We start from the raw sequence: 13,869 nt of genomic DNA on the forward strand, positions 1-13,869 counted from the left end.
CGCGCCTCAAACTCCCCCAGACTCCGTCCGGAGGTACCCCCAGGCGGGGCTGGGTTTCAGGCCCCGCACCTCAAACTCCCCCAGACTCCGTCCGGGGGTACCCCCAGGCGGGGCTGGGTTTCTGACTTCTGCGCCTCAGTCGCCGGCGGGGCTTGATTGGCGCAGCCCGGTTCAGCCCGGTGGGGGCTCCGTGGGGGCACGTCCGTGGGGGTCCCCACGGACGGAGTCTGGGGGAGGTGGCTGGGGGGAGACTGAGGACACGGCCGAAGGCCGTGCAGGGGCGGGCGGCGTGAAGCGGCGACCGCCAGGGGCGCGGGGCGTCAGCGCCGCCGCGCAGCGCCTAACCTGGGAGCATGGCCGGCGGGTTGGTCAGGCTGTTTCTCTGCGGCGATGTGATGCTGGGCCGCGGGGTCGATCAGATTCTGCCGCATCCCGGCGATCCGGAGCTGCACGAGCCCTACATGGACGACGCACGCGCCTACGTGGGCCTCGCGGAGCGCGTGAACGGGCCGATTCCGCGGCCCGTGGGTTTCGCCTGGCCGTGGGGGGAGGCGCTGGACGTCCTCGATGCGGCCGGTGTCGGCGTCCGGATCGTCAATCTGGAGACTTCGGTCACCACGAGCGACGACTTCGCGCCAGGCAAGGGCATCCACTACCGGATGCACCCCGCCAATCTGCCGTGTCTGGCCGCGGCCCGCCCCGACGTCTGTGTGCTGGCCAACAACCATGTGCTGGACTTCGGGCGGAGCGGGCTGGCTGAGACCCTGGACGCCCTGCGGGGCGCGGGGCTGGTGACCGCGGGCGCCGGGCGGGATGTGGGGGCCGCGCGGCAGCCGGCGAGCGTCCCGTACGGGTCGGGCGAACGCACGGGCCGGGTGCTCGTCTTCTCCTTCGCCATGCCGACCAGCGGCGTCCCGGACGGCTGGGCCGCGGGACAGGACCGCAGCGGAGTCGACTGGGTGGCCGGACCCACGCAGGACGCCGCCGCGGAGATCTCCGGCCGGGTCCGCCGGGCGCGGCGGCCGGGCGATGTGGCGGTGGCCTCGGTCCACTGGGGGCCCAACTGGGGTTACCGCGTGGCCCGCGAGGAGGTGCGGTTCGCGCACGCCCTCCTCGACGGCGGGGTCGACATCGTGCACGGCCACTCGTCGCACCATCCGCGCCCTGTGGAGGCGTACGGCCGCGGGCTGGTCCTCTACGGCTGCGGCGATCTGGTCGACGACTACGAGGGGATCAGCGGGCACGACGCGTACCGGGACGATCTGCGGCTGCTGTATCTGGTGTCGGTGGACGCCGCCGCCCCCGGCGGGGCCGCCGTCCGCGAGGTGCGGATGGCCGTGCTGCAGGCGCGGCGGATGCGGCTGGAGCATGCCGCCCAGGAGGACCGCGCATGGCTGCGGACGGTCCTCGACCGGGTCAGCCGCCCGTTCGGCTCCCGTGTCGGGCTGACGCCGGACGGCATGCTGACCCTCGCCGGGGAGCGCCTTGGCGGGCCGGATGCGTACGCTTGACACAGACGCACCGTCCGGGTCCGGGAGGCTCCTCATGGCCCGCGTTCACCGCTATCACCTCGACCGCGACGGTCACTCGGTGACCGTGCGCCCCGGACACGCGGCCCGGGACATCGAGCTGCTGGTGGACGGCAAGGTCGTCGGCTACCGGCGGGGCTCGGCCAAGGGGCCCGCCGTGCTGGCGGCGGAACTGCCGGGCGATCCGCCGCGGCCCTTCACCGTCACGATCGATCCTCCCTCGCCGTCCGGGAGCGTCCCCGTGTGCGCCATGCACATCGACGGCCAGGTCCTCCGCGTCCCTCCCGTGCCGCCCGGGCCGCCGGCGAGCGCCCAGCATGCGCCGCGCTCCGCCGACGGGCCGTTCGGGCCGGTGCGCTGGGTGCGAAGACTTCTGCGCCGCCGCCTCCGGCACGGCCTCCACCGCCTCTAGGGCGGCGGGAGCCGCGGGCCGCCGGGCAACAACAGCACGCCGACACGGCCGTGCTTCGCGACAGGAGGCGTCATGACCTTCGTCCAGATCATCGACTGCAAGACCAGCAGGCTGGATGAGCTGAACGGCCTGATGGACAGCTGGGTCCAGGCGACCCAGGGCAAGCGGACCGCCACCCACTCGATCGTCGGGCGGGACCGCTCCGACTCCACGCATGTCCTGGAGATCGTGGAGTTCCCCTCGTACGAGGAGGCGATGAAGAACTCCAACCTGCCGGAGACCGACCGGATCTTCCGGGAGATGGTGGCGCTCTGCGACGAGATGCCGTCCTTCATGGACCTCGACGTCGTCCGGGACGAGCAGCTCAACAAGATCGCCGTGAAGACCTTCGTGGAGGAAGTGATCAACAAGGGCGACATCGACGCGATGGACGGGCTGTGCACCGCCGGCTACCGCGAGCACGACCCCTCCCTGTCCTCGTACGACGTGGATCTCGCCCGGGCCAAGCAGGAGAACCGGGAGATCATGGAGGCGTTCCGGCCGAGCGCCACCGTGGAGAGCATGATCGCCGAGGGCGACACGGTGTGCCTGCGGTTCTCGTTCAAGGGCCGTCATGTGGGCACGTACAAGGGCATCGAGGCGACGGACCGCGAGGTGTCGGGAACCGGCCATGCGACGTTCCGCTGCGAGGGCGGCAAGCTCGCGGAGAGCTGGTGGAACGTGGACGACATGGGCCTGATGCAGCAGCTGGGCGTCGTGGAAGGGCCGTGACCTGAGGTACTTCCGCCGAGCGGAGGCGCCGCCGCCGAGGACGGCCGGCTGAGGTCCGCAGAAGCCGGTCAGGCGGCTGCCGGCGGCCCGGCCCAGGGGTTGGCCGGGGCCGCCGGGGGCATCCGTGGGGTGTGCGGTGCCCGAACTGAACACCCTGGGGCGGCGAGGAGGAGGCCGTCCCTTGGTGTTCGGTTCACCTGACCCTTGAGGCTCCGTCGCATGTGCTGTTCCGGCTCAGCTGCTCCGGGGCCCTGGGCTCCACCACGCAGTAAATATATTTACCGCCAAGTAGGCAAGGGCATGAAAAATTTCATGCACTCGCCGGGCCGAAAATATCCTCCCCGGCCCGCCGAGGAGGCTGCTGTGCCTTGAGTCGGTGCGCGGTCGGCGCGCGGTCAGTCACTCGAGGAAGAAGTCGTGCTGCTCCGCCGCCTGTTCGTATTTCTCCAGGCGGAGCTGGGTGCGTTCGGGGTCGGCGTCGGCCATGGCCTGGAGGATCGCCGCGGTCAGCACCCCCGGCGCCGCATAGGAGTCGAAGACGAGCCGCGATCCGGTCCCGGCGGTGAACGCGATGTCGGCCTCCTCGACCAGCGGCCCCAGCGACAGATCCGTGATCAGGGCGACGCGGAGCCCGGTGCTGCGCGCGGCCCGCATCGCCGCCAGGGTCTCATTGGCGTGCCGGGGCATCGCGAAGGCCAGGACCCAGCTGCCGCCCGCCTCACGGGACTGCAGCAGCGCGTCATTGGCCACGCTGCCGCCGCGTGAGACGAGCCGCACGTCCGGGTGGATGCGGCGCGCCGCGTAGGCGAAGTACTCGGCGAGGGAGACGGAGATCCGCAGGCCCAGCACGGTCAGCGGCACGGAGCGGGCCAGCTCGCGCCCGACGTCGAGGACCTGGTCGGTGTCGGCGAAGACCCGGCGCAGGCTCTCCAGATTGGCGATCTCGGCGTCCACGGCCGCCTGGAGCTCATTGCGGCGGTCCTCCCTGCGCATGTCCGGAGTGCCGGCCACGGCGCTCAGGGCGATGGGCTGGAGCGCCTCGCGCAGCGCGGGGAAGCCGCTGAAGCCGAGGGAGGTCGCGAAACGGGTCACCGACGGCTGGCTGACGCCCACGCGCTCCGCGAGCTCCGTGATCGACAGAAACGCCGCCTCGGTGAGGTGGTCGGTGATGTACTGCGCGATGCGCCGCTGCGCGGGCGACAGCCGATGGCCCCCGAAGAGGGTGCGTACGGTCTGGGCGGGGGTCGGCTCCTCGCCCGGGAAGTGCCGGCCCGGAGTGATCGCGGACGCCTGCGCGCGTGCCTGCTGCCCTGATGGCACCGGTGTGCCTCCTTCTCATCCCACGTGTGCTCAACATAGCTGACGCACTGTGGTCATCATCAGGGCCGAAGTCCACGAGCGCCCCGGCCGGAGACCGGCCGGGGCGTGGGGTGCGTAGGCGCAGTGTGCGTGCGCACCGTGGGGGTCGGGGCTGGGCGACTGCGAGGGCGCTAGGCCGTTCGCGGCGGCCCTAGGCCCGTTCGCGGCGGCCCGCCGCCACCGCGGTCATCGCCAGGCCGAGCAGCACTGCCACGCCGCCGACGATGACGTTGTTGACGATGGTGCGGGTGGTGTCCACAGCTCCGGACACGACCCAAGGAGCGATGATCGTCCATGCACCGATGGCGACGGCGCAGTAGGCCATGGCGTGGGTCTGCTCGTATGCCGAGCGGAATCCTCCCATGCACAGGGCATAGGCGACGCCGACGATCAGGTTGCTCACGGCCAGCGTGGTGAGGCCGTTGAAGCCGACGATCCATGGCGATGCCGCCAGGTACAGACCTGTGAGCAGAGCCAGGGCCTCAACGCCCTGCGCGATGGGGGTGCTCGTCGCCCGTTCGAAACGGGTGCGCATTTCTGCCAGGTCGGGGTGTTGCTCAATGCTGCTCGGGTGGGTGGTCATTGCGGGCCGCCTCCTGTTGAGAAGCCTTTATCTGCCCTTTAAGTCCTATATACGCTTATTCGGGCCTTAAGGTCAACGGGCCACCGGGCCCTCTCTTCCGCCGGTCGGCACGGGAACCCGGTGCGCACACCGCCGCGTCGCAGTACAGACAGACGAACATGATCGAACAGAGGGGCGGGGCGGGAGCCGATGAGGCCGGGCAGCGGCGGCACACGATGGCGCTGGACGTATGGAAGACCCACGGCGGCGGCCGCCGCATGTGCGGCGCTGCTGCTCGCATGGCCGTCCGCCGTGCCGAACACTCCGGGCCGCCTCGGCAGCCTCCTGGAGACCTTTCTGCCCTGGCTCGGGCTGGTGACGCCCGTCCTGCTGGGCCTGGCCCTGCTGCGCCGGTCGGCGTCCGCGCTGCTCGCCTCGGCGCTGGCCGCCGCCGTATGGCTCGCCGTCTTCGGACGGCTGCTGCTGCCCGCCGACAGCGGCGGCGGGCGGTACGAGCTGACCGCGGTGCAGCACAACGTCAGCGATGAGAACGCCGATCCGCGCGGCACCGCACGGGCGCTGCGCGCCGCCGGGCCGGAGCTGGTGGGCCTGCAGGAGGTGACGCCCGCCGCCCGGCCGGTCTACGAGGCGGAGCTCGGCCCCGGCCTTCCCCACCATGCCGTGATCGGCACGGTCGGCCTCTGGTCGGCGTACGAGCTGACCGACGTACGCCCCCTGGACATCAAACCGGACGGCATCGGGGACGGCTGGCAGCGGGGGCTGCGGGCGACGGCGCGCACGCCGCGGGGGGACGTCGCCGTGTTCGTCGCCCATCTGCCGTCGGTGCGCATCGGGCTGAAGGGCGGCTTCGCATCCGCCTGGCGGGATGAGAGCGCGGCCCTCCTCGCGGCGGCCCTGACGGCGGAGCGGCTGGACCGGGTGATCCTGCTCGGAGATCTCAACAGCACGGTTGACGACCGGGCGCTCGCGCCGGTGCTCGCTCAGACGGCCGCGCCCGCGTCGGGATTCGCGCTCAGCTGGCCCGCGGGCTTCCCGGTGGCGCGGATCGACCAGGTGCTGGCCCGGTCGGCGACCGTGGCGGAGGTCCGTACGCTGCCGGCGACCGGAAGCGACCATCTGCCCGTCGCCGCCCGCGTGCGCCTGTGAGTCAGCGCCTTGTGAGTCAGCACCCTGCGAGTCAGGCGGTCATCGAGCGGAGCGTCCGCTCCCGTACGACGTCGAGGAAGTCGGGCACCTCGTCCATGTCCTTGCCGACGCAGCGCACGATCAGGCCCATCACATCGCCCACGGACATGGCGCCGACCACCGGGTGGACATGGGCCAGTTCGATCCGCTGCTCGATCCGCTCCACCATGAGCAGCGCGAGCCGGAGTTCGGGGACGTTGTTGGTGTTGCCGAAGCTGAGGCCCTTCTTGATGACCCACATCTCCGGGATGACCGCGCCGAAGACGAGCAGATGGGCCAGTGCGTACATGGCGCGGGTGATCTCCCTGGCCGCCTCCTCGTCCTCCTCCTCGCCGTGGAGGGCGGCGAGCGCGTCGGTGTCCTCCTTCAGGTGCGCCTGCATCAGTGCGATGCCGTGCAGCACTTCTTCCCTGGTGTACGGCCGGTCCGCTTCGCCGGACATGGCACCAACTTCCCCTCCGGGTACGGTCATCAAGGCTTACACAGTGTGACAGGCAGGCCCGAGCCGCCGCGACGTTTTGTGAGAGAGAGCGCACGGATCGTGATGTCCCCCTGCCGCCGGGAGCAGAAGGAGCGGACCGGCCGCGAGTTGATTTCCGGTCAGAATCTGGTCTGGACCAGAGTATTGCCCTGTTCGGGCCATGCGGTGAAGCTCGCCTTATGGACCTGGAGCTGCGGCATTTGAAGACGATCAGCGCCATCGCCGATGCGGGCAGCCTGACCAAGGCGGCCACCGCTCTCGGCCTCGCCCAGCCCGCCCTGAGCGCTCAGCTGAAGAGGATCGAACGGTCTCTGGGCGGGCCGCTGTTCGAGCGCGGGCGGCACGGGGTGCGGGCCACCGCCCTCGGTGAGCTGGTGCTGGACCGGGCCAGGATCGTGCTGCCCGCGGTGAGCGAACTGCAGAGGGACGCCGTACGGTTCTCGCTCGCCGCGGACCGCCGCCGGTTCCGGCTCGGCGGCACGCACGGCCCGCTGCTGGGCGCACTGGTGGACCGGCTCGCCGCCGCCCACCCGGGGACTCCGGTCACCACACAGACCTCCTGGTCCGAACGGGAGATCGCCGCCTCCGCGGCCGACGGCAGACTGGACTTCGCGCTCGTGGGCGCGTGCGGGGCGGCCTCTCCGCCGGAGAGCGAGCGGCTCATCTGGCGGGAAGTCGCCGTCGACCCCGTCTTTGTCATGCTCGCCGCCGACCATCCCCTCGCCGGGCGGCCGCAGCTCGATCTCGCCGAGCTGGCGGCGGAAGCCTGGACCGATGTGCCGGGCGACGGGTGCTTCGCCGACTGCTTCACCGCGGCCTGCGCCCGTGCGGGATTCGCCCCGGCGTGCGTGTACGAGACGGACACCGCTTCCTGTGTGCATCTGGTCCAGGTCGGCCGGGCGGTGGGACTGTGCCGCGCCACCTTCCCCGACACGCCGGGGATGGTGACCGTGCCGCTGAACGGCGCCCCGCTGACCTGGCGTCACCTGCTGGGCTGGCACCCGGCCTCACCGGCCGCGCGGAGCGCCCCCGAGGTGCTGGCGAAGGCGCGCTCCGCGCATGCGGAGGCCGCCGGGCGCAGCGGCAGCTACACGCGGTGGCTGGCCCGGCAGTCGGCGAACACGGCGTACGACGCGCCGGTCCGCACCCCCTCGGGGCTTCCATAACGCCGGGCAGAGGGGGCAACTGACATCTACTGAACGGCCTGTGGCGCGCCCTACGGTTTCGGCACCTCCCCCACCGAAACCGAGGAGAGAGACTCCATGCTCCACAGACACGCCAAGACCGCGTGCGCCGCCCTGGCCGCGGTCGGCGCGCTTGTGCTGGCCGGGCTGCCGGGCTCGGCGTCGGCGCAGCCCGCCGGGCACCTCCCGGGCGAGCGGTCGGCCGCCGAGACCCTCGCCGTTACACAGACCGATCCCCAGCTGCTGCGGGCGATGCAGCGTGATCTGGGGCTGAGCAGCCTGCGGCAGGCACAGCGCAGGCTGGCCAACGAGGCCGAGGCCGGCGCCGTCGCGGGCCGTCTGCAGGCCGCGCTGGGCGGCGACTTCGCCGGCGCATGGGTGCAGGGCGCGGACTCCGCGCGGCTGACCGTGGCCACGGTCGATCCGGCCGACGCCCGGGCGATCGAGGCGAAGGGCGCGCGGGCGGCGCTCGTCGAGCACACGCTGTCCGACCTCGACGCGGCGAAGCGGGCGCTGGACCGGGCCGCCGAAGCCGCGCCGTCGTCCGCGCTCGACGCCCCCGTCCGGTATGTCGACGTCCGTGCGAACAGCGTGACCGTGCACGCCGTCGAGCGGTCGGCCGCGCTCGACCTCGTCGAACGCGCGGGGATCGACCGCTCGCTGGTGCGCATCGAGACGACTCCCGACTCCGAACGGCCCCGACCGCTGTATGACATCCGCGGCGGCGACGCGTACTACATGGGCAGCGGCGGCCGCTGCTCGGTCGGCTTCTCCGTCACGCGCGGCGCCCAGCAGGGCTTCGCCACCGCGGGCCACTGCGGACGGGCGGGCACCGCGACCCGCGGCTACAACCAGGTGGCACAGGGCTCCTTCCAGGGGTCGATCTTCCCCGGCCGCGACATGGCATGGGTGGCCGCCAACAGCAGCTGGACGGCGACGCCTTATGTCAAGGGGCAGGGCGGCCAGCAGGTGCAGGTGGCCGGATCGACGCAGGCGCCGGTGGGCGCGTCGATCTGCCGGTCGGGCTCCACGACGGGCTGGCACTGCGGAACGATCCAGCAGCACAACACCAGTGTCACCTACCCCGAGGGCACCATCTCCGGAGTGACGCGGACCTCGGTCTGCGCGGAGCCGGGCGACTCGGGCGGCTCCTACATATCCGGCAGCCAGGCGCAGGGCGTCACCTCGGGCGGCTCCGGCAACTGCCGGTCGGGCGGCACAACGTTCCATCAGCCGATCAACCCGCTGCTGCAGCAGTTCGGGCTCACGCTGAAGACGACGGGCGACCCCGGGGACCCGGGCGACCCCGGCGAGCCTGGCGGCAGCTGGGCCGCGGGCACGGTCTACAGCGCCGGCGACCAGGTCACCTACGGCGGGGCGAGCTACCGCTGCATCCAGGGTCACCAGGCTCAGCAGGGGTGGGAGCCGCCGAACGTACCGGCTCTGTGGCAGCGCCTGTGAGCGTATGACCCCCTGACACACCTTCCGTGCCTCCCGAAGGGCGGGCCCCGGCCGTTGGCGGCCGGGGCCCGCTTCTGTGGCCGCCCTATGCCCTCGTGGTGAACCGGCGTGGAACGAATCCCCGGTTCCGTATACGAGCGGCGATGCTTTCCAGTCGAAGCATGTAGCCTCAAAGATTCGGCCATGCCGCCGTCTTCGCAGGTCAGCAAGTTGTTTCCGGTTGGACCACCCAAGGTCGTCCATATGCTGGACATCTGACAGCAGGCCCGTACATATGTTCTGAGCTGCGCGAATGATCATTCGGCCACCGCGGGAGACGAACAGCCGTCCGGAAACACAAGCCCCGATGTGCGATCACCCTGTGCGTCGACAAGACTCCCCACCGCAATGAGCCGGAAACAAAGGAGAGTTCACGTGCGCCACATTCGCAAGACGATCGGCGTGGCCGCCGCTGCGGCCGTCTGCGCTCTGACCGCCTCCTCGGGCACGGCACAGGCCCAGCCGGACAGTCTGTACGCCCCGTCGTCCCTGGTGCTCACGCACGGCTGGGGCGAGGCGGCGATGACCGCCGTCGTCGACCGTGCCGTGACCCTGAACTGCGCGCCCGCGCCCGGCGGCAGCCACCCGGCCCCCGAGGACGCCTGTGCGGAACTGCGGTCGGTGAACGCGGAGTTCACCCAGCTGTCCGACCCCGACCCGCACGCCTTCTGCACCCGTGAGTACAACCCGGTCGTGATGACCGCGGACGGCGTCTGGGAAGGCCGGAGAGTGAGTTGGTCGCAGACGTTCGGCAACCCGTGCGAGATGCGCGCGAGCCTGGGCGAGACGGCGGTGTTCGCCTTCTGAGACACCCTCTGAGGTGCCTTGTGAGGTGCCTTGTGAGGTGCCTTGTGAGGTGCCTTGTCAGCCGGCGGCCGGCGCCACAGGGCCCTATGGCGCCGGCTCACAGCCCCAGGGCGGGGGCAAGCGCACGGCAGCTCGGCGGGTGCATCAGGATCTCGGCGCAGTCCACGGCCTGGTCGATCGCGCCCGGCAGCCGCCCGGCAGTGCCGTCGTGACGCGGTCCCAGCCGGTCCACCAGGGCCCGCACCTCGGGGTCGGTGATCCGGGCGACCAGCGCGTTCGTCAGCCGGGCGGCATCGAGCACCTGGATGTCGCGGGCATGGAACTGCCGCGGGGCCGGGTCGACTTCCGCCGCCAGCCCCAGCCGGTTGGTCGCCGCGGCCAGGGCTCCGGCCGCGGCGTTGAGGGCCGCTTCCCTCGCCCGCCAGGCGCGGGCGTGGAGCGCGGCGTGCAGATGCGGGGCGACGCGCGGAGCCACCGGCAGCCGGGCGAACGCCGTGCCCAGCCACTTCCCGTACGGCGCCCAGCGGCGCTCCACCAGAAACGCCAGCCGCATCAGATCGCGGGCCGCGCGGGCGCTGGCCACCGTGCTGCCCAGCGCGTCGCCCAGCATGCCCGTACGCCCGACGAAGGTCTCCTCCTGGGCGATGCGCAGCCAGCCGGCCGCCAGCACATAGCGCCAGACGTCCGGCGGATACCAGCGCAGCGCCGCCCGCCGGTCCTGGAGCAGTTGGGCGCGGTCCTGGAAGACGGGGCCCTCCACCAGGGCCGCCAGCCGCTGGGTGGGGGCGAGCAGCCAGTCCGCGAGGCCCATGCCGTCCGCCGGGTCCACGCCGATCCGCTCGGTGAAGTATGCGGACGCCGTCACCACTTCCACCCGGCGGCGCTCGACCGGGTAGCCGTTGAAGGTCTCGGGGAGCGCGGCCAGCGCCTCGTGGACCAGGTCCGGGTCGGCCCTCTGGGGGAGGAACAGCGTCAGGCGCGGCCCGAAGTCGTGGTCCGTCGAGACGTCGTCGTCAAAGCCCAGCACCTCGGAGCCGTCGCCGAGGAGGGCGGCGGAGTGCGGAATGCCGTCCACGAGCGGGGCGACGAGGTGTTCGTAGAAGCTCCGGGACAGCTCACGACCGCGCATACCACCATGGTACGGAGCGGGCCGGCGGCAGGTCACAGGGCGGGGTCGGCGTCGTCGTCCGCCGGGCGGGGCTCGCGGGCGGCAGCCGGGTCGAGGACGCGCTGGAGGAAGGTCCTGGTCCGTTCGTGCCGCGGCGCCCCCACGACCTGCGCCGCAGGCCCCTCTTCCACGACGACGCCGCCGTCCAGGAACACGACCCGGTCGGCGGCCTCCCGCGCGAAGCCCATCTCATGGGTGACTGCCATCATCGTCATGCCCTCGTCCGCAAGCCGCCGCATCACGGCCAGGACATCGCCGACCAGCTCCGGGTCGAGCGCGGACGTCGGCTCGTCGAAGAGCATCACCTCGGGGCCCATGGCGAGGGCCCGGGCGATCGCCACACGCTGCTGCTGTCCCCCTGACAGCTGCGCCGGATAGGCGCGGGCCCTGTCGAGCAGCCCGACGCGCTCCAGGTGCTCGTGTGCGACGGCCATGGCCTGCGCCGTGCCGCGGCGCAGCACCCGCCGCTGGGGCAGGGTGAGGTTCTCGGCGACGGTCAGGTGCGGGAACAGGTTGAACTGCTGGAAGACCATGCCGATGCGGCGGCGTACGGCGTCGATGTCGACGTCCGGGTCGGTGACCTCCGTCCCGCCGACGTACACCCGGCCTCCGGTGGGCTCCTCCAGGAGGTTGACACAGCGCAGCAGGGTGGACTTGCCCGAGCCCGACGGGCCGATGACGCACACCGTCTCGCCGCGCTCCACGTCCAGGTCGATGCCGCGCAGCACGGCGCTGTCCCCGAAGGATTTGCGCAGGGAGCGGATCCGGATCTCCGGCCCGCCGCTCTCAGTGGTTTTCTGGCTCACCTGGCTCACCTGGCCTCGTCGGCTCGGGCTTCGAGGCGTCGCACCACAAAGCTCAGCGGCACGGTCACCAGCAGATAGCACAGGCCGGCGACCAGGATCGGGGTGGAGTTGGCGGTCTGGCTCGCCAGGTCCCTGCCGAATTTCGTCAGTTCACGCTCCTGCAGCGTCACGCCGAGGAACAGCACCAGCGAGGAGTCCTTGAAGAGCAGCACCAGTTCATTGGTCAGCGGCGGGATGACGATGCGGAACGCCTGCGGAATGACCACCGACACCATGGCGCGGGTGTGCGAGAAGCCCAGCGACCGTGCCGCTTCCAGCTGTCCCCCGGGCACGGCTTGGATGCCGGCTCTGATGGTCTCCGCCATATAGGCGGCGGCCACCAGTCCCAGTCCGAGGGCGACTTTGCCGTAGGTGCCGCCGGGTATCTCGACGCCGGGAAACGCCAGCGGCACCGCCACGCCCACGAAAATGAAGATCAGCAGGGCGGGCAGCCCCCGGAAGATCTCGATGTAGACGCTCGCCGCCCAGCGGTAGGGCGCCACGGAGGACAGCCTCATCAGGGCGATGACCAGTCCGAGCAGCAGGCCGAAGGCAAAGCCGGAGAGTGTGTAGACGACCGTGTTGCGCAGGGCGACGGCGACGATGTCAGGGAACAGCCGTGCGGCCAGGTCCGGCTGCGCGAACTGGTTGCGCAGCCGGCCCCAGTCCGCGCTGACGCCGATGAGGGCGACGACCGCGATGAAGACCGCGTACTGGACGCCCTGCGCGACGCGGCGGCGCTGCCGCCGGGTGAGACGCGGGGTCACGACCCGCTCTGGTTCCCGGGCAGCGGGCCGATCCACTTCTCGTACAGCGCGTCGTAGGCGCCGTCGGCCCGCGCGTCACGGATGACCTGGTCGATCGCGGCCCGCAGTGCGTCGTTGCCCTTCTTGACCGAGAAGCCGTACTGCTCGCCCGTCTCGATGTTCTGGCCGAGGGTGAACTCCGAGGCGGTGGCCTTGTCCTTCAGCCAGCCCTGCACCACGGGGTAGTCGATGACGACGGCGTCGACCTGGCCGGTGCGCAGTCCGTTGAGGACGGCGTCGGAGCTCTCGAACGCCACCGGGTCGAGCCCCTGGGAAGCGGCATAGCTCTCCCCCGTGGTCTCCGCCTGCGCTCCGAGCTTCCTGTTCTGGGCCTTGACGTCGGCGAGCGAGGTGATGCCGCTCTTCCTGGCGGTCAGCAGCGCCTGGGTGGCGTCGAAGTACGGGAGGGAGAAGTCGACGTTCTTCTTGCGCTCCTCGGTGATCGTCATTCCGGCGGCGGCGAGATCGCACTCGCCGGAGTTGAGGAACGCGCCCGTCTTGAAGTTCTCGAAGGGGGTGTCGAGGATCTTCTGCTCGACGTCCAGCCGCTCCGCCACGAGGTCGATCAGGGCCACGTCGAAGCCGACCACGGCGCCTTCCCGCTCGAACTGGAACGGCGGATAGGGCAGATGGGTGCAGGTGGTGAGCTTCCCCTTCTCGACGACGGGCACCCCGCCTGCCGCCTCGCCCGGTCCGTCCGCCCCCGAGGAGCAGCCGACGGCGCATAACAGAGTGACCGCCGCGGAGGTGGCCCCGGCGCGGATACGGCGGGGTGCGCGGCTGCTGGTCGTCCGGGACAAAGCGCCTCCAGGGCGTGGGTGGCGAAGGTGCGGGGACCGTGCGCCGTGATCGTAAAACAGCGGGACCGTTGTGGGAGGGGGTCGTCGGTGATGCTTTTCGGCCGTTGCTCAGACGGGGTGTGATGCTCCGTCGGTCGCACTTCGCTTAGGCTTGACCGAATCTGACAGTGGATTCGGGGCTACGGGGGGGGCGGTGACCATGCGAGAGCGCATGCGTCCGCCCCGTGCGTTCCTTGAGGTGCTGCTCGGCGTCTGGGCGGTGCTGCTCGCCGTCGCGGGAACGGCCGCGACGACGGCCCACGGCGGACCGGTCTCCGTCCGTGCCGCGGGCGACGCGGTCGCACGGCAGATCGCGGCCCCGCCCGCCGACGCCGCCGAGCGCGCCGTGGCCGCCGAGCGCGCAGAGGGACCGGCGCGGCTGGTCGCGCCTCGGCCCGAG

General features: G+C 71.5%; 15 protein-coding genes. 8 read left to right on the forward strand and 7 right to left on the reverse strand.

All coding sequences use genetic code 11. The annotated features are described in order from the left end of the window. The first annotated feature begins 353 nt into the window (after window positions 1–353). From OF819_RS23740 to OF819_RS23750, 3 genes are all read left to right on the forward strand, one after another. Window positions 354–1,511 carry a CapA family protein gene (locus OF819_RS23740; protein ID WP_267245655.1) on the forward strand — a complete coding sequence of 386 codons (1,158 nt, stop codon included), beginning with the start codon at window positions 354–356 and terminating at the stop codon, window positions 1,509–1,511. A gap of 34 nt (window positions 1,512–1,545) precedes the next feature. After that, window positions 1,546–1,941 (forward strand): hypothetical protein, encoded by a 396-nt coding sequence (locus tag OF819_RS23745; RefSeq protein WP_267245656.1) that lies wholly within the window; start codon window positions 1,546–1,548, stop codon window positions 1,939–1,941. A 72-nt stretch (window positions 1,942–2,013) separates the two neighbouring features. After that, window positions 2,014–2,712, forward strand: a complete 699-nt coding sequence (locus tag OF819_RS23750; protein WP_267245657.1) for an ester cyclase — start codon at window positions 2,014–2,016, stop codon at window positions 2,710–2,712. A gap of 399 nt (window positions 2,713–3,111) precedes the next feature. Here the strand turns inward: OF819_RS23750 and OF819_RS23755 are convergent, their stop codons facing one another. Both OF819_RS23755 and OF819_RS23760 read right to left on the reverse strand, forming a co-directional pair. Continuing rightward, the gene (locus OF819_RS23755) at window positions 3,112–4,032 is read right to left on the reverse strand and encodes a MurR/RpiR family transcriptional regulator (protein ID WP_267245658.1); all 921 of its coding nucleotides are present in this window, start codon (window positions 4,030–4,032) and stop codon (window positions 3,112–3,114) included. Between the two features lie 190 nt (window positions 4,033–4,222). Beyond that, on the reverse strand, window positions 4,223–4,654 hold the full coding sequence (locus tag OF819_RS23760) for an SPW repeat protein (RefSeq protein WP_267245659.1): 432 nt from the start codon (window positions 4,652–4,654) through the stop codon (window positions 4,223–4,225). A 189-nt stretch (window positions 4,655–4,843) separates the two neighbouring features. Here OF819_RS23760 and OF819_RS23765 point away from each other — a divergent pair, with 189 nt between their 5' ends. Then, window positions 4,844–5,800 carry an endonuclease/exonuclease/phosphatase family protein gene (locus OF819_RS23765; protein ID WP_267245660.1) on the forward strand — a complete coding sequence of 319 codons (957 nt, stop codon included), beginning with the start codon at window positions 4,844–4,846 and terminating at the stop codon, window positions 5,798–5,800. A gap of 31 nt (window positions 5,801–5,831) precedes the next feature. Here the strand turns inward: OF819_RS23765 and OF819_RS23770 are convergent, their stop codons facing one another. Then, on the reverse strand, window positions 5,832–6,281 hold the full coding sequence (locus OF819_RS23770; protein ID WP_267245661.1) for a DUF6224 family protein: 450 nt from the start codon (window positions 6,279–6,281) through the stop codon (window positions 5,832–5,834). Window positions 6,282–6,499: 218 nt separating this feature from the next. Between OF819_RS23770 and OF819_RS23775 the strand changes: the two genes are divergently transcribed. The 3 genes from OF819_RS23775 (at window position 6,500) to OF819_RS23785 (ending at window position 9,811) form a co-directional block, all read left to right on the forward strand. Beyond that, window positions 6,500–7,486 (forward strand): LysR family transcriptional regulator, encoded by a 987-nt coding sequence (locus OF819_RS23775; RefSeq protein ID WP_267245662.1) that lies wholly within the window; start codon window positions 6,500–6,502, stop codon window positions 7,484–7,486. Window positions 7,487–7,582: 96 nt separating this feature from the next. Then, window positions 7,583–8,965, forward strand: coding sequence for a carbohydrate-binding protein (locus OF819_RS23780; RefSeq protein ID WP_267245663.1), 1,383 nt, complete (start codon window positions 7,583–7,585; stop codon window positions 8,963–8,965). 414 nt (window positions 8,966–9,379) lie between these two features. After that, complete coding sequence (locus OF819_RS23785; protein ID WP_267245664.1) at window positions 9,380–9,811, forward strand: subtilase-type protease inhibitor; 432 nt, start codon at window positions 9,380–9,382, stop codon at window positions 9,809–9,811. Window positions 9,812–9,908: 97 nt separating this feature from the next. Here OF819_RS23785 and OF819_RS23790 read toward each other — a convergent pair whose 3' ends face one another. From OF819_RS23790 to OF819_RS23805, 4 genes are read right to left on the reverse strand one after another with little or no spacing between them, the layout of a single operon-like run. Then, window positions 9,909–10,940 (reverse strand): DUF4037 domain-containing protein, encoded by a 1,032-nt coding sequence (locus OF819_RS23790; protein ID WP_267245665.1) that lies wholly within the window; start codon window positions 10,938–10,940, stop codon window positions 9,909–9,911. A gap of 32 nt (window positions 10,941–10,972) precedes the next feature. Further along, the gene (locus OF819_RS23795) at window positions 10,973–11,785 is read right to left on the reverse strand and encodes an amino acid ABC transporter ATP-binding protein (RefSeq protein ID WP_267245666.1); all 813 of its coding nucleotides are present in this window, start codon (window positions 11,783–11,785) and stop codon (window positions 10,973–10,975) included. Between the two features lie 5 nt (window positions 11,786–11,790). Next, the gene (locus OF819_RS23800) at window positions 11,791–12,627 is read right to left on the reverse strand and encodes an amino acid ABC transporter permease (protein WP_416370612.1); all 837 of its coding nucleotides are present in this window, start codon (window positions 12,625–12,627) and stop codon (window positions 11,791–11,793) included. Further along, window positions 12,588–13,430 (reverse strand): ABC transporter substrate-binding protein, encoded by an 843-nt coding sequence (locus tag OF819_RS23805; protein ID WP_267245668.1) that lies wholly within the window; start codon window positions 13,428–13,430, stop codon window positions 12,588–12,590. Before OF819_RS23805 ends, OF819_RS23800 begins: the two co-directional genes overlap by 40 nt. Window positions 13,431–13,623: 193 nt before the next feature. On the opposite strand from OF819_RS23805, the gene OF819_RS23810 reads away from it, so the two are divergent. Beyond that, window positions 13,624–13,869: hypothetical protein (locus tag OF819_RS23810; RefSeq protein ID WP_267245669.1), on the forward strand; the 246-nt coding region annotated here is incomplete at its 3' end.

The sequence above is a fragment of the Streptomyces sp. PR69 genome (assembly GCF_026420845.1).
Lineage (GTDB): Bacteria > Actinomycetota > Actinomycetes > Streptomycetales > Streptomycetaceae > Streptomyces.

What these genes read in the sequence shown, in the direction of transcription:
- OF819_RS23740 (WP_267245655.1), top strand. Translation starts at nt 354, where the DNA reads ATGGCCGGCGGGTTGGTCAGGCTGTTTCTCTGCGGCGATGTGATGCTG.
- OF819_RS23745 (WP_267245656.1), top strand. Translation starts at nt 1,546, where the DNA reads ATGGCCCGCGTTCACCGCTATCACCTCGACCGCGACGGTCACTCGGTG.
- OF819_RS23750 (WP_267245657.1), top strand. Translation starts at nt 2,014, where the DNA reads ATGACCTTCGTCCAGATCATCGACTGCAAGACCAGCAGGCTGGATGAG.
- OF819_RS23760 (WP_267245659.1), bottom strand. Translation starts at nt 4,654, where the DNA reads ATGACCACCCACCCGAGCAGCATTGAGCAACACCCCGACCTGGCAGAA.
- OF819_RS23765 (WP_267245660.1), top strand. Translation starts at nt 4,844, where the DNA reads ATGAGGCCGGGCAGCGGCGGCACACGATGGCGCTGGACGTATGGAAGA.
- OF819_RS23770 (WP_267245661.1), bottom strand. Translation starts at nt 6,281, where the DNA reads ATGTCCGGCGAAGCGGACCGGCCGTACACCAGGGAAGAAGTGCTGCAC.
- OF819_RS23775 (WP_267245662.1), top strand. Translation starts at nt 6,500, where the DNA reads ATGGACCTGGAGCTGCGGCATTTGAAGACGATCAGCGCCATCGCCGAT.
- OF819_RS23780 (WP_267245663.1), top strand. Translation starts at nt 7,583, where the DNA reads ATGCTCCACAGACACGCCAAGACCGCGTGCGCCGCCCTGGCCGCGGTC.
- OF819_RS23790 (WP_267245665.1), bottom strand. Translation starts at nt 10,940, where the DNA reads ATGCGCGGTCGTGAGCTGTCCCGGAGCTTCTACGAACACCTCGTCGCC.